Origin of the sequence: Pseudomonas sp. F9001 (assembly GCF_013385435.1) — a bacterium.
GTDB lineage: Bacteria > Pseudomonadota > Gammaproteobacteria > Pseudomonadales > Pseudomonadaceae > Aquipseudomonas.
In genome coordinates this window covers 145,543-164,528 of sequence record NZ_JACAPX010000006.1, presented here as the reverse complement: position 1 = coordinate 164,528, position 18,986 = coordinate 145,543, and the positions used below count along the sequence as shown (strand labels likewise).

Annotated in this window: 18 protein-coding genes; 8 read left to right on the top strand and 10 right to left on the bottom strand. The window is 62.1% G+C overall.

Annotated elements, in window-relative coordinates; translation table 11 throughout:
- Positions 1–7 precede the first annotated feature (7 nt).
- From flgJ to HX818_RS04990, 6 genes are all read right to left on the bottom strand, one after another.
- Entirely contained in the window at positions 8–1,270 is a 1,263-nt protein-coding gene (gene flgJ, locus HX818_RS05015; protein ID WP_177019585.1) for a flagellar assembly peptidoglycan hydrolase FlgJ, read from the bottom strand.
- Positions 1,271–1,274: 4 nt separating this feature from the next.
- Positions 1,275–2,363 carry a flagellar basal body P-ring protein FlgI gene (locus HX818_RS05010; RefSeq protein WP_032899355.1) on the bottom strand — a complete coding sequence of 363 codons (1,089 nt, stop codon included), beginning with the start codon at positions 2,361–2,363 and terminating at the stop codon, positions 1,275–1,277.
- Between the two features lie 27 nt (positions 2,364–2,390).
- A complete protein-coding gene (flgH, locus tag HX818_RS05005; protein ID WP_003214607.1) occupies positions 2,391–3,086 on the bottom strand; it encodes a flagellar basal body L-ring protein FlgH in 696 nt (231 codons plus the stop codon).
- A 53-nt stretch (positions 3,087–3,139) separates the two neighbouring features.
- Positions 3,140–3,925, bottom strand: a complete 786-nt coding sequence (flgG, locus tag HX818_RS05000; protein ID WP_003214609.1) for a flagellar basal-body rod protein FlgG — start codon at positions 3,923–3,925, stop codon at positions 3,140–3,142.
- A gap of 63 nt (positions 3,926–3,988) precedes the next feature.
- Positions 3,989–4,729 (bottom strand): flagellar basal body rod protein FlgF, encoded by a 741-nt coding sequence (locus HX818_RS04995; protein WP_003214611.1) that lies wholly within the window; start codon positions 4,727–4,729, stop codon positions 3,989–3,991.
- A gap of 307 nt (positions 4,730–5,036) precedes the next feature.
- Positions 5,037–6,602 (bottom strand): sigma-54-dependent phenylalanine hydroxylase transcriptional regulator PhhR, encoded by a 1,566-nt coding sequence (locus tag HX818_RS04990; RefSeq protein ID WP_003214613.1) that lies wholly within the window; start codon positions 6,600–6,602, stop codon positions 5,037–5,039.
- 266 nt (positions 6,603–6,868) lie between these two features.
- Here HX818_RS04990 and phhA point away from each other — a divergent pair, with 266 nt between their 5' ends.
- The 3 genes from phhA to HX818_RS04975 all read left to right on the top strand — a co-directional run bounded on the left by phhA (position 6,869) and on the right by HX818_RS04975 (position 9,317).
- On the top strand, positions 6,869–7,660 hold the full coding sequence (gene phhA, locus HX818_RS04985; RefSeq protein WP_063028067.1) for a phenylalanine 4-monooxygenase: 792 nt from the start codon (positions 6,869–6,871) through the stop codon (positions 7,658–7,660).
- A gap of 104 nt (positions 7,661–7,764) precedes the next feature.
- Positions 7,765–8,121 carry a 4a-hydroxytetrahydrobiopterin dehydratase gene (locus HX818_RS04980; RefSeq protein ID WP_010166022.1) on the top strand — a complete coding sequence of 119 codons (357 nt, stop codon included), beginning with the start codon at positions 7,765–7,767 and terminating at the stop codon, positions 8,119–8,121.
- Positions 8,121–9,317 carry an amino acid aminotransferase gene (locus HX818_RS04975; RefSeq protein ID WP_177019584.1) on the top strand — a complete coding sequence of 399 codons (1,197 nt, stop codon included), beginning with the start codon at positions 8,121–8,123 and terminating at the stop codon, positions 9,315–9,317. The genes HX818_RS04980 and HX818_RS04975 overlap by 1 nt, the downstream gene beginning before the upstream one ends.
- Positions 9,318–9,466: 149 nt before the next feature.
- Here the strand turns inward: HX818_RS04975 and HX818_RS04970 are convergent, their stop codons facing one another.
- Positions 9,467–10,276 carry a UDP-2,3-diacylglucosamine diphosphatase gene (locus HX818_RS04970; protein ID WP_003214618.1) on the bottom strand — a complete coding sequence of 270 codons (810 nt, stop codon included), beginning with the start codon at positions 10,274–10,276 and terminating at the stop codon, positions 9,467–9,469.
- Positions 10,277–10,409: 133 nt separating this feature from the next.
- Between HX818_RS04970 and HX818_RS04965 the strand changes: the two genes are divergently transcribed.
- Entirely contained in the window at positions 10,410–11,201 is a 792-nt protein-coding gene (locus HX818_RS04965) for an AraC family transcriptional regulator (RefSeq protein ID WP_102606513.1), read from the top strand.
- A gap of 154 nt (positions 11,202–11,355) precedes the next feature.
- Positions 11,356–12,246: a DMT family transporter gene (locus HX818_RS04960; protein ID WP_003214622.1), complete on the top strand. Its 891-nt coding sequence runs from the start codon at positions 11,356–11,358 to the stop codon at positions 12,244–12,246.
- Here the strand turns inward: HX818_RS04960 and HX818_RS04955 are convergent.
- Positions 12,240–12,527 carry a SelT/SelW/SelH family protein gene (locus tag HX818_RS04955; RefSeq protein WP_003214624.1) on the bottom strand — a complete coding sequence of 96 codons (288 nt, stop codon included), beginning with the start codon at positions 12,525–12,527 and terminating at the stop codon, positions 12,240–12,242. The two genes, HX818_RS04960 and HX818_RS04955, sit on opposite strands and share 7 nt — an antisense overlap.
- Before the next feature lie 83 nt (positions 12,528–12,610).
- Between HX818_RS04955 and HX818_RS04950 the strand changes: the two genes are divergently transcribed.
- Positions 12,611–14,800, top strand: coding sequence for a patatin-like phospholipase family protein (locus HX818_RS04950; protein WP_177019583.1), 2,190 nt, complete (start codon positions 12,611–12,613; stop codon positions 14,798–14,800).
- Positions 14,801–14,932: 132 nt separating this feature from the next.
- Here the strand turns inward: HX818_RS04950 and HX818_RS04945 are convergent, their stop codons facing one another.
- Both HX818_RS04945 and recQ read right to left on the bottom strand, forming a co-directional pair.
- Positions 14,933–15,367: a MarR family transcriptional regulator gene (locus tag HX818_RS04945; protein ID WP_004371158.1), complete on the bottom strand. Its 435-nt coding sequence runs from the start codon at positions 15,365–15,367 to the stop codon at positions 14,933–14,935.
- Positions 15,368–15,488: 121 nt separating this feature from the next.
- Positions 15,489–17,615 (bottom strand): DNA helicase RecQ, encoded by a 2,127-nt coding sequence (recQ, locus tag HX818_RS04940; protein WP_004371161.1) that lies wholly within the window; start codon positions 17,613–17,615, stop codon positions 15,489–15,491.
- A gap of 276 nt (positions 17,616–17,891) precedes the next feature.
- Between recQ and HX818_RS04935 the strand changes: the two genes are divergently transcribed.
- Together HX818_RS04935 and HX818_RS04930 are read left to right on the top strand one after the other, a co-directional pair.
- A complete protein-coding gene (locus HX818_RS04935) occupies positions 17,892–18,479 on the top strand; it encodes a YecA family protein (protein WP_004371163.1) in 588 nt (195 codons plus the stop codon).
- A 20-nt stretch (positions 18,480–18,499) separates the two neighbouring features.
- Positions 18,500–18,892, top strand: coding sequence for a YbaN family protein (locus HX818_RS04930; protein ID WP_177019582.1), 393 nt, complete (start codon positions 18,500–18,502; stop codon positions 18,890–18,892).
- Positions 18,893–18,986: the final 94 nt, after the last annotated feature.

The following is an 18,986-nucleotide window of genomic DNA, read 5'->3' as shown; positions in this document are numbered from 1 at the left end:
TCAGACCTTATAAATGAGTGGAAGCGCCCGCGGCAGCGTAGTTCTGGTAGCTGTTCATCGTTTTTGCGATCTGCGAAATCTTGCTGGCGTAATCCGGGTCGGTTGCATATCCGGCTTTTTGCAACTCGCGCACAAACTGTTCCGGGTTGTCGGCTGATTTCACAACTTCTTTATAGCGATCATTGCTTTGCAGCAACGTGACCAGGTCATGGAAGCTGTCCTGGTAGGAATTGTAGGAACGGAACTGCGCCGTCTCCTTGACCATCGCGCCATTGCGAAACTCGCTGGTGATCGCCCGGGCCTGTTCGCCCTGCCAACTCTGGCCGGCCTTGATGCCGAACAGGTTGTGGCTGCTGGTGCCATCCTCGGCACGCATCACCGATTTACCCCAACCGGTTTCCAGGGCGGCCTGGGCCACCAGGTAGCGTGGGTCGACGCCAATCCGCGCGGCGGCCTGCTTGGCCATCGGCAACATGGTGGCGACAAATTCATCCTGCGAGCTGAAGGCTTTCTTCGCCGGTGCCAGCGGTGGCTGGGCGACGGCGCGGCCGTAAACCTGCATCTGCCCGCGAGGCGGTATGGCGGCAAGGCTGCGGGCGGTGCTGTTGACCACGCCATCATCGGCAGCGCTGTTGCGCAGCGGCGCGGCCTTGGCGGCAGTGGTAGCCTCGGCACCCGGCACGATGCCGGCCAGCAGGCGATCCGTCAGCTTGCTCGGCAACGAGATGCGTCGCTGGTTCATCAGCGCGATGTCGTTGGCGTGGGAGTTGGTGCCTTCAGGCACCGCCACGCGGTACGCCCACAATGGCCGCTGACCATTGCTGCGGCCCAGCGGGCCATCGGCCTTGGTACCGGCGGCAATTTCAGTCGGCACATCCACCTTCTTCGCGGGCGCAGCCGGGCCTTGCAAGGTGGCCGCCTGGGCGTCCACCGGTTTGTTCTTCTGCATCTGGCGCAGCAGCACGTCCGCCAGGCCGATACCACCGCCCTCGCGAGACAGGGAAACCGCCAACTGCTGGTCGTACATTTCCTGGTACTGCTTGGCCGCCGGGGTATTCAGCGGGTTGTCCTTGCCCAGGGCTTCGGTGGCCGAACGCATGGACTTGAGCATCTCGCCGAGAAACAGCGACTCGAATTCCTGCGCGACCTTGCGCATGTTGCCGTCGCTGTTCTTGTCGCCGACCTTCAACTGGTTAAGCCGGTTGAGGTCGGAATAGGAACCCGAATCCGCCGTACTGGTCAGGCCGCTCTTGCGCATGTCCATGGCCATGGCGTCAGATCACGATCAGGTCGGCTTGCAAGGCGCCGGCCTGTTTCAATGCTTCAAGGATCGCCATCAAGTCGCCGGGCGCTGCGCCCACTTGGTTCACCGCACGGACAATCTCGTCCAGGGTGGTGCCGGGGCCGAACTTGAACATCGGCTTGGCTTCTTGCTGGGCATTTACCCGCGAACGGGGTACCACGGCAGTCTGGCCGTTGGACAACGGGCCAGGCTGGCTGACGATCGGGTCTTCGGTGATGGTCACGGTCAGGCTGCCGTGGGTCACGGCCGCTGGCGAAACCTTGACGTTCTGGCCGATCACGATGGTGCCGGTCCGCGAGTTGATGATGACTTTCGCCACCGCCTGGCCCGGGTCAACCTCAAGGTTTTCCAGCAGAGACAGGTAGTCCACACGCTGGCTTGGGTCCAGCGGTGCCGTCACACGAACCGAGCCGCCATCGATGGCCTGGGCCACGCCCGGGCCGAGCAGCTCATTGATCTTGTCGACCACGCGCTTGGCGGTGGTGAAGTCAGAGCGGTTGAGGTTCAGGGTCAGGCTGTTGCCCTGGTTGAAGCCGCTGGGCACGGTGCGCTCCACCGAGGCACCACCGGGAATCCGCCCGGCCGACGGCACGTTGACGGTGATCTTCGAACCGTCACGGCCTTCGGCGTCAAAGCCGCCCACCACCAGGTTGCCTTGGGCAATCGCGTAGACGTTGCCGTCGATACCTTTTAGCGGCGTCATCAGCAAGGTGCCGCCGCGCAGGCTTTTCGAGTTACCCATGGACGAGACGGTGATGTCGACCACCTGCCCCGGCTTGGCGAACGGCGGCAAGTCAGCACTGATGGACACCGCCGCGACGTTCTTCAACTGCACGTTGCCCGAGCCCGGCGGTACCTTGATGCCGAACTGCGAGAGCATGTTGTTGAAGGTCTGCAGGGTGAACGGGGTCTGGGTGGTCTGGTCACCCGTACCGTTAAGCCCCACCACCAGGCCGTAGCCGATCAACTGGTTGGACCGCACGCCGGAAATGCTCGCGATGTCTTTCAAGCGCTCGGCCTGGGCGCCTGCGCTCAGGGCCAGCAGCAACATCGCAGCCATCAGCTGTTTGAAGTTCAAAGTGATCACCTAGAAAGGGAACAGCGGGCTAAGGAAGAAACGGTCAAACCAGCCCGGCTGACTGGCGTCAGCAAACGAACCCGTACCCGAGTAGGTGATGCGTGCATCGGCAATCCGTGTCGACGGCACGGTGTTGTCGGTGGAGATATCGTCGGCGCGAACCATGCCCGCAATGCGCACCAGTTCGTCACCGGTGTTGAGGGTCATCCACTTCTCGCCGCGTACGGCAATGATGCCGTTGGGCAGCACGTCGGCCACGGTCACGGTGATCGAGCCGGTCAGGCTGTTGCCCTGCCCTGCCGCGCTCTTGCCGTTGGTGGCGCGGTCGCCGCTGTAGCCGGCGTCCAGGCTCAGGTCACCGCTGCCCAGCGGGTTGTTGGTGTTCGGTACACCGCCAAACAACGAAGTCAGGCCGATGCTGGTCTTGCTGGTCTTGCCGATCTGCGAGTTGGCGTTCTTGCTCGCCTGGGTCTTCTCGTTCAGCGTGATGGTGATGATGTCACCGACCCGGAAGGCCTTGCGGTCGCTGTACAGGTTCTGTTCGAACCCGGCCTGGTAGATCGAGCCATTGTTGGCGGCCGCCGGCAACGGCGTGCGCGGCAACACCGGCGCATAGTACGGGTCATTGGGCTTAGGCGTCGGGGCGACACAGCCCGCGAGCACAGCAATCCCACTCAATGCCAGAACAGAAACATAGCGATTCATGACCCATACCTCACGGTGTTGCAGGCGCCTTCAAGGGCGCCCCATAGACTTGATTACAGATTCTGCGTTACGAACGAAAGCATCTGGTCGGCAGTGGAAATCACCTTGGAGTTCATCTCGTAGGCGCGCTGAGTGGTGATCATGTTGACCATCTCTTCAACGGTGCTGACGTTGGACGTTTCCAGGGTGCTTTGCAGGGTGGTACCAAAACCGTTGAGGCCCGGGGTGCCGATTTGCGGCGCGCCGCTGGACGCGGTTTCCAGGAACAGGTTGTTACCGATCGCCTGCAGGCCGGCCGGGTTGATGAAGTCGGCGGTTTGCAGGTTGCCGATCACCTGGGACGCCGGGTTGCCGGCCACGGTGATCGACACGGTGCCGTCGTTGCCGACGGTGAAAGTCTGGGCGTTGTTCGGCACGACAATCGCCGGCTCCAGCGCGAAGCCATTGGCGGTCACGACCTGGCCGTTGGAGTCCAGGTGGAACGTACCGTCACGGGTGTAGGTGGTGGTGCCGTCCGGCTGCAGGATCTGGAAGAAACCCTTGCCGTTGACTGCCAGGTCGAGTGGCTGGCCGGTCTGCTGCAGGTTACCGGCGCTGAAGTTCTTCTGGGTGCCAACGATTGCCACACCGGTACCCAGTTGCAGGCCCGACGGCAATTCGCTGTCCTGGGTCGACTGGGCGCCAGGCTGCTTCTTGATCTGATAGAGCAAGTCCTGGAACTCGGCGCGGTCACGTTTGAAACCCGTGGTCGACACGTTGGCCAGGTTGTTGGAAATGGTGGTCAGGTTGGTGTCCTGGGCGGACAGGCCTGTCTTGGCAACGTATAGAGCCGGAAGCATGTTCTTCTCCTTCGTGCGCCTGTTTTATGGCGCCGCGCTACAAAAATTAGTGTGTGGCTGCTATCAGCTCATCGCCAGGACGCGGGTCATGGCCTGGTCGTCTTCTTTGGCGCTGTTCATCATCTTGATGTGCAATTCGAACTGCTTGGACAGGGCCAGGACTGCCGTCATTTCTTCGACGGCGTTCACGTTGCTCGCCTGCAGGAAGCCCGACGTCAGCTTGACGTTGGCATCGGCCTGGGCCGGCTGGCCATCCTTGGTGTGGATGGTGCCGTCGAGGCCCTTGGTCATGTTCTTGAGGTCGGGCTGCACCAGCTTGATCCGGTCCACTTCAGCCATCACCCGCGGGCCTTCGCCCATGGCGCGGATGCTGATGGTGCCGTCCTGGCCGACTTCGATCTGCTGCTGGGGCGGCACGGCAATCGGGCCGCCGTTGCCCATGATCGGCATACCGTTGCCGGCCCGCAGCACACCCAGCGCATCGACGTTCATGCTGGCGCTGCGCACGTAGGACTCGCCGCCATCCGGGTTTTGCACGGCCATCCAGCCGTCACCGCTGACGGCCACATCGAGGTCACGGCCGGTTTCAATCATCGCGCCAGGGGAAAAGTCCGTGCCTGGGCGCTCGGTCAAGGCAAAGGCCCGCGCCGGAAAGCTGTCACCGAACACCGGCATCGAGCGCGCCTGTTCCAGGTCACGCTGGAAACCATTGGTGGAAACGTTCGCCAAGTTGTTGGCGTGGGCCTTCTGCGCCAGTGCATTCTGGCTGGCGCCGGTCATTGCCACGTAAAGGTACTTATCCACGCTCTTTCCTCTTTCTGACGGACGCTTGCCGCCCACCGCTGTACTGATGAGGCTTAAGCAATTTGCGAACCAACTTTTTGAAATGAGGGAAAGTCCAGGCGGGGCGGGGGTTTGCCGGCAGGTAGCAGCTTAGGGCAGCAGGAAGAGAGTCGAAAAAACGGCGGACTTATGCCGCTAACGGCAAGTGCAGGTATCAAGACCGACAAAGAACCCATGTGGGAGCGGGCTTGCTCGCGAATGCGGTGTGACAGTCACCCTATGTATCGACTGACCTACCGCATTCGCGAGCAAGCCCGCTCCCACAGGTTTAACCGCGTTCGGCTTTGACGACTTCGTAGTCGCGCAACTTGTTGGCAATAGTGGTGTGGGACACGCCCAGCCGCTTGCCCAACAGACGGCTGCTGGGATGTTCGGCATACAACTGCGCCAGCACGGCCTTTTCAAAGCGCCCGACGATCTCCTCCAACCCGCCTTCCAGGGAAAAATCCCCCAGCGGCTGGCGCACGCCATAGTCCGGCAGGCGAATGTGCTCGGCCTTGACGGTGCCGCCCTCACACAGCGAAACCGCCTGGAACAGCACGTTCTCCAACTGCCGCACATTCCCCGGCCAGTGGTAATGGCTGAGGCGTTCCATCGCCGCCGGTGCGAGCTTGGGCAGCGGGCAGCCGATCTGCCGGCTGGCCTGATCCAGGAAGTGCTCCACCAGCGGCGGCAAACCGTCGAGGCACTCGCGTAGCGGCGGGATATGCAGCGAGAGCACATTGAGACGATGGTAAAGGTCCTGGCGGAATTCGCCCCGGGCGCACAGTTCGGAAAGGTCCACCTGGGTCGCGCAGATCACCCGCACATCCAGGTACACCTCTTCATCACTGCCTACACGGCGAAAGCAGCCGTCCTGCAGAAAGCGCAGCAACTTCACCTGCAACCGCGCGCTCATTTCGCCGACGCCGTCGAGAAACAACGTACCGCCCGCCGTCAGCTCCAGCAGTCCCAACTTGCCCTCCGCCCTCGCCCCTTCAAAGGCGCCGGGACCATAGCCGAACAACTCGGTCTCGGCCATGGACTCGGGCAAACCGGCGCAGTTGAGCGCCATCAACGGCGACTGGCCGCGTGGGCTGGCCAGGTGACAAGCGCGGGCCAGCAACTCTTTGCCGGTGCCGGTTTCGCCTTCTATTAATAGAGGCGCATCCAACGGCGCCATGCGCCGAGCCTCACGCACCACGGCGGCCATGACCCTGGAGCTTTGGAAAATGCTGTCGAAGCCGCGCAGTTCCTGCTTGCGCACATTGTAGATACGCTCACCCACCCGGTCGGCGCGGTGCAGGGTCAGTACGGCGCCGGCCATGGCTTCGCTGTCGTCATGCTCGGAGGATTGCAGCGGCGCAATATCGGCCAGGAATACATCGCCCTTGACCTTGACCCGCAGGCCGTTGATTCGCGATTTGCTGGCCCGTACCAGTTCCGGCAAATCGAAATCTTCGGCGTAGCGCGACAACGGAATGCCCGGCACCTCATCCACCCGTACTCCGAGCAACTGCGCCGCCGCGCGGTTGGCCGCGACGATGGAGCCGCCCATGTCGATGGACAGCACCGGAAACTCCAGCGCCCCCAGCAGCGCGTTGAGCTCCATATGCCGACGCTCGCTGGGCATCAGCCCTACCCGCTTGACGCCAAATACCCCGGCAATCGCCTCGAACTGCGGGCGCAATGCCTGGAACTGCAGGTTCACCAGGTTCGGGCAATAGAGGTAGATGGCGTTGCCGTGCTCGCCACCGACCTCGCCCTTGGCAACGTTCACGCCGTACTCCACCAGCAGGTTGAGGATGTCCCGCAGGATGCCGATGCGGTTCTGGCAATGCACTTTGATACGCATGAGAAGGCCCGAAGAGGTGGAGTCGCTGCGTCTTTTTGCCGCTGGCCGCAGATAATCGTCAAGATTATGTGACAGCTGCGAGGCGATTCACACCCAAAATACGCCACATGGAGAACGAATCGCTTCATCCGTAACGAAAACTTTACGAATCTCAGTAATTTTTCCTACAAAAGCATGGCGCAGGAGGATGGCTTCCTGGCCCAGGCGGCGTATCAATAGGCTCATCCCAGGACATAACAAGAACGAATGCCTAGCAGGAGAGCAGTATGAAGCAGACGCAGTACGTGGCCCGCGAGCCCGACGCGAACGGTTTTATCGACTACCCGCCCGAAGAACACGCGGTGTGGAACACCCTGATCACGCGCCAACTGAAAGTGATCGAGGGCCGCGCGTGCCAGGAATACCTGGACGGCATCGACAAGCTCGGCCTGCCCCACGACCGCATTCCACAGCTGGCGGAAGTCAACAAAGTGCTGGCCGAGACCACGGGCTGGCAAGTCGCCCGGGTGCCGGCGCTGATTCCCTTCCAGACTTTTTTCGAATTGCTCGCCAACAAGCAGTTTCCGGTGGCGACGTTTATTCGTACCCGTGAAGAGCTGGATTACCTGCAGGAACCGGACATTTTTCACGAGATCTTCGGCCATTGCCCACTGCTGACCAACCCCTGGTTCGCGGAATTCACCCACACCTACGGCAAGCTCGGCCTGGCCGCCACCAAGGAACAGCGCGTGTACCTGGCGCGCCTGTACTGGATGACCATCGAGTTCGGCCTGGTGGACACGCCCGAAGGCCGGCGCATCTACGGTGGCGGCATCCTGTCTTCGCCCAAGGAGACCGTGTACTGCCTCTCGGACGAACCCGAGCACCAAGCCTTCGACCCGCTGGAAGCGATGCGCACGCCGTACCGTATCGACATCCTGCAACCGCTGTACTTCGCCCTGCCCAACCTCAAGCGCCTGTTCGAAGTGGCGCAGGAAGACATCATGGGCATGGTCGAACGCGGGATGCAGCTGGGGCTGCACGCACCGAAGTTCCCGCCCAAGCCAAAAGCGGCTTGAACTGCGGCTTTTAGGGCCAGGTGAGTCTGTTCCCTGGCCCCGCGTTGCTTTAGGGTGACGCTACTGACGACCGTTTCCAAATACTCGATTTCAGGAATACCCACATGACCACGTTGAACCAAGCCCACTGCGAAGCCTGCCGCGCCGACGCCCCGCAAGTCAGCGACGAAGAGTTGCCGGTGCTGATCAAGCAGATCCCCGACTGGAACATCGAAGTACGCGATGGCGTGATGCAGCTGGAAAAGGTCTTCCTGTTCAAGAATTTCAAATTCGCCCTGGCCTTCACCAACGCCGTGGGCGCGATCTCCGAAGCTGAAGGCCATCACCCGGGCCTGCTCACCGAATGGGGCAAAGTCACCGTGACCTGGTGGAGCCACTCCATCAAGGGCCTGCACCGCAACGACTTCATCATGGCCGCGCGCACCGACGAAGTGGCCAAGGATGCCGAGGGCCGCAAGTAATGCATTTCGACGCAATTGGCCGGGTACCCGGGGACCCGATCCTCGGGCTGATGGAGTTGTACGCCCAGGATCCAAACCCGAACAAGTTCGACCTCGGCGTGGGCGTGTACAAGGACGACCAGGGCCTGACGCCGATCCCCCATTCGGTAAAACTGGCCGAGCAGCGCCTGGTGGAACAACAAACCACCAAGACCTACATCGGCGGCCATGGCAATGCCGCGTTCGGCACGCTGATCAGTGAGTTGGTGCTGGGCGCTGGTTCGCCGCTGCTGAGTGAACGCCGCGCCGGCGCCACCCAGACGCCTGGCGGCACCGGCGCGCTGCGCCTGAGCGCCGACTTTATCGCCCACAGCCTGCCCGGCCGTGGCGTATGGCTGAGCAACCCGACCTGGCCGATCCACGAAACCATCTTCGCCAAGGCCGGGCTCAAGGTCAGCCATTACCCGTACGTGGGCAGCGACAATCGTCTGGACGTAGCGGCAATGCTGGCCACCCTGTCGACGGTGCCTGAGGGCGATGTGGTGCTGCTGCACGCCTGCTGCCACAACCCGACCGGTTTCGACCTGTCCCACGATGACTGGCGCCAGGTGCTGAAGATCGTCCAGGAACGTCAGTTGCTGCCGCTGATCGACTTTGCGTATCAGGGGTTTGGCGATGGCCTGGAACAGGATGCATGGGCGGTGCGGCTGTTCGCGGCTGAGCTGCCTGAAGTACTGATCACCAGTTCCTGCTCGAAGAACTTCGGCTTGTACAGCGACCGTGTCGGCGCGTTGATTGTGTGCGCGGCGGACGCCGAGAAACTGACGGATGTGCGCAGCCAGCTGGCGTTCATTGCGCGTAACTTGTGGTCGACGCCGCCGGACCATGGTGCTGCTGTGGTGGCGACGATTCTCGGTGACGCCGGGCTGAAAAAGCAGTGGGCCGAGGAAGTGGAAGCGATGCGGGCGCGGATTGCGCAGCTGCGTTCCGGGCTGGTGGAGGCGTTGGCGCCCCATGGGTTGTCGGAGCGGTTTGCGCACATCGTGGCGCAACGCGGGATGTTTTCCTATACCGGGTTGAGTGCGGATCAGGTGAAGCAACTGCGGGACAAGCACAGCGTGTATATGGTCAATTCCGGGCGTGCGAACGTGGCGGGGATTGATGCGACGCGGTTGACGCTGTTGGCCGAAGCGATCGCAGATGTTTCCCACACCTGACTGAAGAAACCGGCTCCAAATGTGGGAGCGGGCTTGCTCGCGAAGGCGGTGGGTCAGTCGAATTATCTGGTGACTGACACTCCGCATTCGCGAGCAAGCCCGCTCCCACATTTAGACTGAGTGAGTCTGTGAGTCTGTGGGTTTGAGGCTTAGCCCGCGACCATTTCGGCCTTTAGTTGCGCCTCTTTCGCCTGGGCATCCGCCAATCGATACAGCTCGATATGCCCGTCCCAGTGCTCGATCAGCGCCGTGCACGACTCCACCCAATCCCCGCAATTGAGGTAGTCCACCTCGCCCACCTTGCGAATCTCCGCATGGTGAATGTGCCCGCACACCACGCCATGCAGCTCGCGCTTGGTCACTTCGTGGGCGATCGCTTCTTCAAAATCACTGATAAAGCTCACCGCCGTCTTGACCTTGTGCTTGAGGTACGCCGACAACGACCAATAGCCGTAGCCATAGCGCGCCCGCCAGTGGTTCAGCCAGCGGTTGAGCGTGAGGGTGAATTCGTAGGCCGAATCGCCGAGGAACGCCAGCCAGCGGTGATACCGAGTGATCACGTCGAACTGGTCGCCATGGATCACCAGCAAATGCCGGCCATCGGCAGTCACGTGCACCGCTTCGTCCACCAACTGGATATTGCCAAGGATCAGCTTCGAATAACGCCGCAGGAATTCATCGTGGTTGCCGGTGACGTAGATCACCTCGGTGCCGCGCTTGCTCATGGTCAGCAGGCGGCGGATCACGTTGGTGTGGGCCTGGGGCCAATACATACCACTGCGCAGCTTCCAGCCGTCGATGATGTCGCCCACCAGGTAGACCTTGTCGGCGTGGTAGCCCTTGAGGAAATGCGAGAGGTGTTCGGCCTGGCAATCCCGAGTGCCCAAATGCACGTCGGAAATCCACAGGGTACGCACGCGTTGCTTGCGGCTGGGTTTGGCGAGTTCGGCGCTGGTCATGGGCATGCCTCACGGTGTTTTCGCGAGCTTGCGCCCATGGGATTAATAGCCCATGACAGTGTTGCGTCAGTCTGATGACAGCGCCCACAGGCGGCGAAGCGATGTAAACTGCGGGCCTGCCCAGGAGACTGCGATGAGACCCAACCTCACGCTACGCCACTACCCCGATGCGCCTATCGCCCATAGCCACGACCATGCACAGCTGGTGTTTGGCCTGTCCGGGCACCTGGACTTCGAGGTGGATGGCCGGGGCGGCCAGGTGCAGCACAGCAGTGTGATGGTGCTGCCCTACTCCGCCCATCACGCGTGCCGCAGTCGCGATGGCAGCCGCTGCCTGGTGCTGGACGTGCCCGATGAGCACTGGCTGGCCCAGTCCCTGGGCGAGCATGCCGACGCCAGCCGCCGCTTGCTCGACCGGTGCGCACACCTGACCCTCGACAATCGCCAAAGCCAACTGGTGCAGTGGTTGGCAAGCAGCCCGGTGGACGATCCGCTGATCGCCCAGCAAGGCGCCGTGTTGCTGCTGGCCAGCCTCAACCTTGCGCAGCCGCCGGTGGGCAAGCGCCTGCCCTATGCCGCGTTCGATGCGCATATCCAGCGGCACGCCGCGCACCCACTGCAAGTGGCGGACCTGGCGAAGCTCGCCGACCTGTCCGTCGCCCGCCTGCATGCACGGTTTATCGCGGAAAGCGGGCAGACGCCGATGGACTACATACGCACCCGGCGCTTGCAGATGGCCCGCGGCCTGTTGCGCGACAGCCAGCTGCCGATCGGCGAGATTGCCGCGCGGGTGGGCTATGGTTCGCAAAGTGCATTTGCTGCGGCGATGTTGCGCGAGTTTGGCCTCTCGCCCCGAGCCTTCAGACGAGCACCGCCCGGTGTGGGAGCTGGCTTGCCTGCGATAGCATCACCGCGCGCTATCTGAACGACCGAGTTGTCTGCATCGCAGGCAAGCCAGCTCCCACAGGGATCTTCACCAAGCAAGAGTCCTGCGACAAAAGCCGCGAGCCCAACGACAGACGCGAATGCCTGCAACCCTCTAGACTGCGATCCTGTAAACCCGTCGTTTAAGGATCGCAATGACTCCCCGCACAGCCCTCGGCGCCCTGCATATCGGCGCATTGATGTTTGGCCTCACTGGTGTGTTCGGCAAACTGGCGGCCGCTTCGCCGGCGATTATCGTGTTCGGCCGCGCCGCGTTCGCGGTCATTGCCCTGGCAATCTTTGCGCGCTTTGCCAGCAACACGCCCTGGCAGAAGCTGCAAGCCCGCGACTGGCGCCGCCTGCTGGTCAGCGGCCTGCTGCTGGCCGGGCATTGGGTAAGTTTCTTTATTGCGGTAAAGGTCGCCGGTGTGGCCATCGCCACCCTGGGCTTCGCCACCTTCCCGGCGTTCACGGTGATTCTCGAAGGCTTGATTTTCCGCGAGCGGATTCGCGCCAACGAGATCCTGCTGGTGGTGCTGGTGAGCATCGGCCTGGTGCTGGTCACGCCGGATTTCAATCTCGCCAGCCAGGCCACCAGCGGCTTGTTGTGGGCGGTCGGCTCCGGGTTGTTGTTCTCGCTGCTGTCGCTGAACAACCGCGCCAGTGGGCGCATCCCGCCGGTACAGGCCGCCTTGTGCCAGAACGTGGTGGTAGCGCTGTGCCTGTTGCCCGTCGCCGCGCCCGGGCTGGCCGAAGTGCGGCCACTGGACTGGCTGTGGATCGGTCTGCTCGGGGTGTTCTGCACCGGCCTGGCCCATAGCCTGTTTGTCGCCAGCCTCGCGGTGCTCAAGGCGCGCACGGCGGCGGTGGTGTTTGCCATGGAGCCGGTGTACGGCATCACCGCGGCCTGGCTGCTGTTTGCTGAAACGCCGACCCTGCGCATGCTGATGGGCGGCGCGCTGATCATCGTGGCCATCGTGGTGTCCGGGCTGATGGGCGGCGCCAAACCGGCCAAGCAGCCGGCCACCACGGCCGAGGTTCATTGAGTACGGTCGTTATGCCCCAGGTCCCGTTGCGGGTCGATCTGGTCACGCACTCTTTGCTTGAGCACCTTGGCTTCCGGGAAGCCACCGTCGGCCTTGCGTTCCCAGATCTGCACACCGTCGCAGGTAATCCGAAACGCACCGCCGGTGGCCGGCTCCAGGGCCACTTTGCCGAGGTCATCGGCGAACGTGCTCAGCAATTCCTGGGCCAGCCAGGCGGCGCGCAGCAGCCACTGACACTGGGTGCAATAGGTGATGACAATCTCGGGCTTGGCCGCTGACATGAATTGACTGGCTCCTGCTTGGCGGGTTGAAAGGATCGAGTGGCTATAATACCGGCCTTTATCGTCCTGCCTTGAGATTGATGATGCGCCGCCTGTTGTCCTGCCTGTTGCTGTGCCTGTTCCCTGTCCTCGTCCAAGCCGTCGAAAACCCGCGCCCGAAGATCGGCCTGGTGCTCTCCGGCGGTGCCGCCCGTGGCCTGGCGCACATTGGCGTGCTCAAGGCCCTGGAAGAACAGGGCATCCACATCGATGCGATTGCCGGCACCAGCATGGGTGCGGTGATCGGCGGGCTGTACGCCTCGGGCTACAAGATCGACGAGCTGGAAAAACTCGCGCTGAACATCGACTGGAAGCTTGCCCTGTCTGACGCGCCACCGCGGGAAGACGTGCCATTCCGGCGCAAGCAGGATGACCGCGATTTCCTGGTCAAACAGAAACTCAGCTTCCGCGACGACGGCAGCCTCGGCCTGCCACTGGGGGTGATCCAGGGTCAGAACCTGGCCTTGCTGCTGGAAAGCATGTTCGCCCACACCAGTAACGTGCGGGATTTCGACAAGCTGCCGATCCCCTTCCGCGCTGTGGCCACCGACATCACCAGTGGTGAAAAAGTGGTGTTCCGCAAAGGCCACCTGCCCCAGGTGATCCGCGCCAGCATGTCGATCCCGGCGGTGTTTGCCCCGGTGGAGCTGGATGGCCGGCTGCTGGTGGATGGCGGCATGACCGATAACATCCCGCTGGATGTGGCGCGGGAAATGGGGGTCGACATCGCCATCGTCGTCGACATCGGCACCCCGCTGCGCTCACGCAAGCAACTCAACACCGTGGTGGACGTGCTCAACCAGTCCATCACCCTGATGACCCGGCGCAATTCCGAAGAACAACTCAAGGCCCTGGCGCCCCGCGACGTGCTGATCCAGCCCCCCCTGGCCGCCTACGGGGTGACGGATTTCGGGCGCGCCAAGGACATGATCGACGCGGGCTACCGCGCCACCCGCGCACTCGACGTGCGCCTGGCGCACCTGCGCCCGGCCGAACCGGTGGACCCGTCGCTGGTGGCCGCGCGAACGCCCGGCGAGCGCAACCCGGTGATCACCGCAATCAAGGTAGAGAACGACTCCAAGGTGGGCGACGAGGTGATCCGCTACTACATCCGCCAGAACCTCGGCGAGCCCCTGGACCTGGCCCGCCTGCAAACCGACATGGGCACTCTGTACGGCCTGGATTACTTCGAACAGGTGCAATACCGCGTGGTGAAAAAGGGCAAGGACAACACCCTGGTCATCAGCGCCCGGGGCAAACGCAGCGGCACCGACTACCTGCGCCTGGGCCTGAACCTGTCGGATGACATGCGCGGCGACAGCGCCTTCAACCTCGGCGCCAGCTACCGCATGAACGGCATCAACCGCCTCGGCGCCGAATGGCTGACGCGGGTGCAGATCGGTGACAAGCAGGAGCTGTACAGCGAGTTCTATCAGCCGATGGACACCGGTTCACGCTACTTCGTCGCGCCCTATATCAGTGCCCAGGCGCAGAACGTCGAACTGATTGAAGACAATAACCCGATCTCCGAATACCGCCTGGAACGCTACGGTTTCGGCCTGAACGTGGGCCGGCAGATCGGCAACAGCGGCGAGATTCGTTTCGGCGTCGGCGAGGCCTGGGGCAAGGCGGATGTGCGCATTGGTGACCGGGATTCGCCGAGCATCAACTTCAGCGAAGGCTTCTATGAGCTGAAGTACTCCTTCGATTCGTTCGACAACGTGTACTTCCCCCATACCGGCGAAGACATCGGCCTGGCCTTCCGGGAGTTCGAACCGGGGCTGGGTTCGGACCAGCGCTATCGCCAGTGGGAGTTCAAGCTGGACAAGGCCATGAGCAGCGGGCCGGACACGCTGATCCTCGGCGGGCGTTATGGGCGCACCCTGGATAAGTCGGACGTGGTGATTTCCAGCTTCCTGCTGGGGGGCGCGCGGCAGTTGTCGGGCTTTCGCGAGGATGCGATTGCCGGGCAGAACATCAGCCTGATGCGTGCGGTCTACTATCGCCGACTGACACCGCGATCCTATTTGCCGCTGGACTTCCCGTTGTACCTGGGCGCGTCACTGGAGCGCGGGCGGGCTTGGAACAACGACAATGAATACGACAGCGGGTACATCAACGCCGCCAGTATTTTCCTGGGGTTTGATACGCCGCTGGGGCCGTTGAATTTCAGTTATGGGTTTAACGATGACAGTCAGCAGGCGGTGTACCTGAACCTGGGGCAAACCTTCTAACTACGCCGCAAAACCCATGTGGGAGCGGGCTTACTCGCGAAGGCGGTGTGTCAGTCAGCACATGTATTCACTGACACTCCGCCTTCGCGAGCAAGCCCGCTCCCACATTTTTGATCTTCTGTGTACTTGGGATCAGGACTTCTCGAGATTTCCGAGGATGTGTTCATGCACCCGCATGCACACCCGCAGATCCTCTTCATCAACCCCCACAAACAGTTCATGGCGCAAGGCCGTGGCGATGGTCTCGATCTGCTCGATCAACGGCTTCGCGGTGTCGCACAGCACAATGCGCTTGGCGCGGCGGTCTTCCACCACGGCCTGGCGTTGCACCAGGCCCTGGCTTTCCAGGCTGTCGAGCAAACGGGCCAAGGTGGGCCCCTCTACCCCGACACTCTGCGCCAGCTCACGCTGGGTAGGCGGTTCGGTAAAACGGGCCAGGTGCAGCAGCACCAGCCAGCGTGCCTGGGACAGTCCCAAACCTGCCAAGCGGCGATCCAGCTCGGCACGCCATCCTCGGGACATATGCGCCAACTGCATGCCAAAACGGTGTTGATCGGTTAACGGCATAAAAAACTCATGGATTAGACTGAAAATAAAGTGTGGCTAATTATTAGTCAGCTAAGCATGACCCATGCCAGTAGGCAAGACCCGGTATGTACTGATTCGTTACATTGTCGTAATTGGCACATCAAATCTCGAATTCCGACTGCAAAGCGGCCCTTACGCAGTACAAAACGCCCTCGGGAACGCGGCCGGTAAACAGCGGCGCAATCTCGGAAACGGGTGGCAATTCGCCTTCTCCATCCAGGAATGCATCCTGGATTTCACCGAGCAAATCTTCCGGCAGATCAAGGGCCTGCTCCAACGACAACTGCTGCTTGCCAATGGACTCGGCGAGCAAGGTGTAGACGTTCTTTTCCGAGCACTGCAGCTGCCCGGCAATCTGGATCGGGGTCATGCCGGCACGGGCGAGGCTGATCAACTCGTGGCGGATGTCGGCGACCTCTTTCGGCGCCTCGACCTGGCCGCCGAGCACTTCGAGGAAGGCCTGGCCATAACGCTCCAGCTTGCGCGCACCGACGCCGCTGACCCTGGCCATCTCGCCGAGGGTAGTGGGATGGTCGCGGAGCATTTCCAGCAAGGTGGAGTCCGGGAAGATGACGTAAGGCGGCACGCTGTGTTCCTGCGCCAACTTCTTACGCAGCGCGCGCAGGGCTTCCCACTGTTCGCGCTCTTCGAAACGCACCAGTTGGCTGGCCTGGCTGGTGCTGCTCTTGGCGGTGGTTTGCGGCTTGAGGTCGCGGCGCAGCTCCAGGCTGACTTCGCCCTTGAGCAGCGGCCGGCAACTGTCGTTCAGACGCAGGCCGCCGTAGCCTTCCAGGTCGATGTCCACCAGGCCACGGGCGACCATCTGCCGGAACAGCGAGCGCCACTCACCTTCGGCGCGAGCCTTGCCCACACCGTAGACCGAGAGTTTTTCGTGGCCGAAGCTGCGAATCTTTTCATTGTCCTTACCCAGCAACACGTCCACCAGGTGGCCGACGCCATAGCGCTGGCCGGTGCGGTAGATCGCCGACAACGCCTGGCGCGCCGGCTCGGTGGCGTCCCAGGTCTGCACGCCGTCCACGCAGTTGTCGCAGTGGCCGCAGGGCTTGGGCATGTCTTCGTCGAAGTAGGCGAGCAAGGTCTGGCGACGGCAGCGGGTTTCTTCACACAGCGACAGCATCGCGTCGAGCTTGTGCTGTTCCAGGCGCTTGTGGCGCTCGTCGCCTTCGGAGTTCTGCAGCATCTGCTTGAGCATCACCACGTCTTGCAGGCCGTAGACCATCCAGGCATCCGCCGGCAGGCCGTCACGGCCGGCACGCCCGGTTTCCTGGTAGTACGCCTCAAGGGATTTGGGCAAATCCATGTGGGCCACGAAGCGCACGTTGGATTTGTCGATGCCCATGCCGAACGCGATGGTGGCGACCATGATCAGGCCTTCCTCGTTGAGGAAGCGCTTCTGGTGGTAGGCCCGCAGTTCGTTGGGCAAACCCGCGTGATACGGCAGTGCCGGGTAGCCTTGTTCACTGAGGAATGCGGCGACCTCATCGACCTTCTTGCGCGACAGGCAATAGACAATGCCGGCGTCGCTGCGCCGATCGGAGAGGAACGCCAGCAACTGCTTGCGCGGCTGTTCCTTGGGCACAATGCGGTAAAAGATATTCGGCCGGTCGAAGCTCGAGAGGAAGCGCTCGGCGTTCTGCAGGTGCAGGCGCTCGACGATTTCTTCGCGGGTCCGCTTGTCGGCGGTGGCGGTCAGGGCGATGCGCGGGACGTTGGGGAACAGTTCCGCCAGTTGGCCCAGTTGCAGGTATTCACGACGGAAATCGTGGCCCCATTGGGACACACAGTGGGCTTCGTCGATAGCGAACAGGGCGATTTCCAGGCTCTGCAGGAACGCCAGCATCCGTGGCTGCACCAGGCGCTCGGGGGCGAGGTAAAGCATCTTCACTTCGCCGCGCTTGATCCGGGCGGCGAGGTCACGCTGCTGTTCGGCGCTGAGGGTGGAGTTCAGCGAAGCGGCCGCCACGCCGAGCTCTTCAAGGGTGGCCACCTGGTCGTCCATCAGGGCGATCAACGGCGACACCACCACCGCAAGCCCTTCCCGCAGGAGTGCCGGTACCTGGAAGCACAGCGACTTGCCGCCGCCGGTAGGCATCAGCACCAGGGCGTCACCGCCGTTGGCCACGCGCTCAATGATCGCACCCTGGCGGCCACGAAAACTGTCGTAGCCGAAGATGTCCTTGAGGACGCGTTGAGCCTGCTCGAGCATGAAAAACTCCAAATATCGCCGAAATCCCTCTGTACAGGCTGGTCGAAAAAGCACGCTTGAGCGGGAAATAATCCGTAAGCGAACTTTTCCCGCGACTGGCGCTTGGCCTGCAGGGGCATCACAAAACGCGGCAGTATACCCGAGCGTTACCCGGCAAAGGGTGCCGTTGGTGAATTGCCGCCGGGCTCAAATACCTCTCAAATCTGTGCTGCGGCTGGCCTGGCAGCTCAAGAAAGCCTAGAATTGCCCATCGTTTATTCCCAAGGTAGTCCGTCAATGTCCTTCGCTGAGCAACTAACCCGCCTGCAAGCCTTCCTCGATGCCGATGAGCTGCACGACGAGGCGCTGGACTACGTGGCCGCCCACGGCTATCTGACCGCGCTGTCGATCTGCTCCGATGTCGTTCCCGACCGTGAATGGATCGACGCGCTGTTCTCCGAAGAGCCTCACTACAGTGATGCCGCCCAGCGCGAAGAAATCGAATCGACCCTGCTGGCCCTCAAGGCTCACATTGGCCGCCAACTGGCTTCCGATGAAGAGTTCGAACTGCCTTGCGACCTGGACCTGGGCGAAGACCCGGACGACTCCGAACTGCGCGGCTGGTGCATCGGTTTCATGGAAGGCGTGTTCCTGCGTGAAGAGGCCTGGTTCGAAACGGCTGAAGAAGAAGTCAGCGAAATGCTGCTGCCGATCATGGTCGGTTCCGGCCTGTTCGACGAGCAACCTGAGTTCTCCGACATCGCCGCCGACGCCAACCTGATGGACGACATGATCGTTCAGATCCCGGAAGCGCTGACCGCCCTGTACCTGCTGTGCAACGCACCTGACGAAAAGCCGGCGATCCTCAAGCCTCGCCACCACTAAGACCGTTGCCCGTGGCGCCCATGGGCAACCGTTCCGTGATCCTGCGTTACGCTTTGCTGGCCATCGGCTGGTTGAGCGTGGCGCTCGGGGTAATCGGCATCTTCCTGCCGGTGCTGCCCACTACCCCCTTCCTTCTGCTGGCTGCCGCCTGCTTTGCCCGTAGCTCCCCGCGCTTCTACCACTGGCTGGTGGAACACCCGCGCCTGGGGCCGTGGATTCGTGACTATCTGGATGGCAACGGGATTCCGCTCAAGGGCAAGGTGTATGCCATTGGGTTGATGTGGGTGAGTATCGGTTTTTCCTGCTACCTGGTGCCGCTGATCTGGGCGCGAGGGTTCATGCTGACCAGTGCGGTGTTGGTGACGGTTTATATTTTGCGGCAGAAGACCTTGCCCAAGGCACCGCAGGACTAAATGTGGGAGCGGGCTTGCTCGCGAATACGGTGGATCAGTCAGCACATGTATCGGCTGACACACCGTATTCGCGAGCAAGCCCGCTCCCACATTT

Coding starts and splice junctions, on each gene's coding strand:
- HX818_RS04960 (WP_003214622.1), top strand. CDS start 11,356: ATGACTCCCCGCACAGCCCTCGGCGCCCTGCATATCGGCGCATTGATG.
- phhA (WP_063028067.1), top strand. CDS start 6,869: ATGAAGCAGACGCAGTACGTGGCCCGCGAGCCCGACGCGAACGGTTTT.
- flgJ (WP_177019585.1), bottom strand. CDS start 1,270: ATGGCCATGGACATGCGCAAGAGCGGCCTGACCAGTACGGCGGATTCG.
- HX818_RS04930 (WP_177019582.1), top strand. CDS start 18,500: ATGGGCAACCGTTCCGTGATCCTGCGTTACGCTTTGCTGGCCATCGGC.
- HX818_RS04965 (WP_102606513.1), top strand. CDS start 10,410: ATGAGACCCAACCTCACGCTACGCCACTACCCCGATGCGCCTATCGCC.
- HX818_RS04975 (WP_177019584.1), top strand. CDS start 8,121: ATGCATTTCGACGCAATTGGCCGGGTACCCGGGGACCCGATCCTCGGG.
- flgG (WP_003214609.1), bottom strand. CDS start 3,925: ATGCTTCCGGCTCTATACGTTGCCAAGACAGGCCTGTCCGCCCAGGAC.
- HX818_RS04950 (WP_177019583.1), top strand. CDS start 12,611: ATGCGCCGCCTGTTGTCCTGCCTGTTGCTGTGCCTGTTCCCTGTCCTC.
- HX818_RS04935 (WP_004371163.1), top strand. CDS start 17,892: ATGTCCTTCGCTGAGCAACTAACCCGCCTGCAAGCCTTCCTCGATGCC.
- HX818_RS04990 (WP_003214613.1), bottom strand. CDS start 6,602: ATGCGTATCAAAGTGCATTGCCAGAACCGCATCGGCATCCTGCGGGAC.
- flgH (WP_003214607.1), bottom strand. CDS start 3,086: ATGAATCGCTATGTTTCTGTTCTGGCATTGAGTGGGATTGCTGTGCTC.
- HX818_RS05010 (WP_032899355.1), bottom strand. CDS start 2,363: ATGGCTGCGATGTTGCTGCTGGCCCTGAGCGCAGGCGCCCAGGCCGAG.
- HX818_RS04945 (WP_004371158.1), bottom strand. CDS start 15,367: ATGCCGTTAACCGATCAACACCGTTTTGGCATGCAGTTGGCGCATATG.
- HX818_RS04955 (WP_003214624.1), bottom strand. CDS start 12,527: ATGTCAGCGGCCAAGCCCGAGATTGTCATCACCTATTGCACCCAGTGT.
- HX818_RS04970 (WP_003214618.1), bottom strand. CDS start 10,276: ATGACCAGCGCCGAACTCGCCAAACCCAGCCGCAAGCAACGCGTGCGT.
- recQ (WP_004371161.1), bottom strand. CDS start 17,615: ATGCTCGAGCAGGCTCAACGCGTCCTCAAGGACATCTTCGGCTACGAC.
- HX818_RS04980 (WP_010166022.1), top strand. CDS start 7,765: ATGACCACGTTGAACCAAGCCCACTGCGAAGCCTGCCGCGCCGACGCC.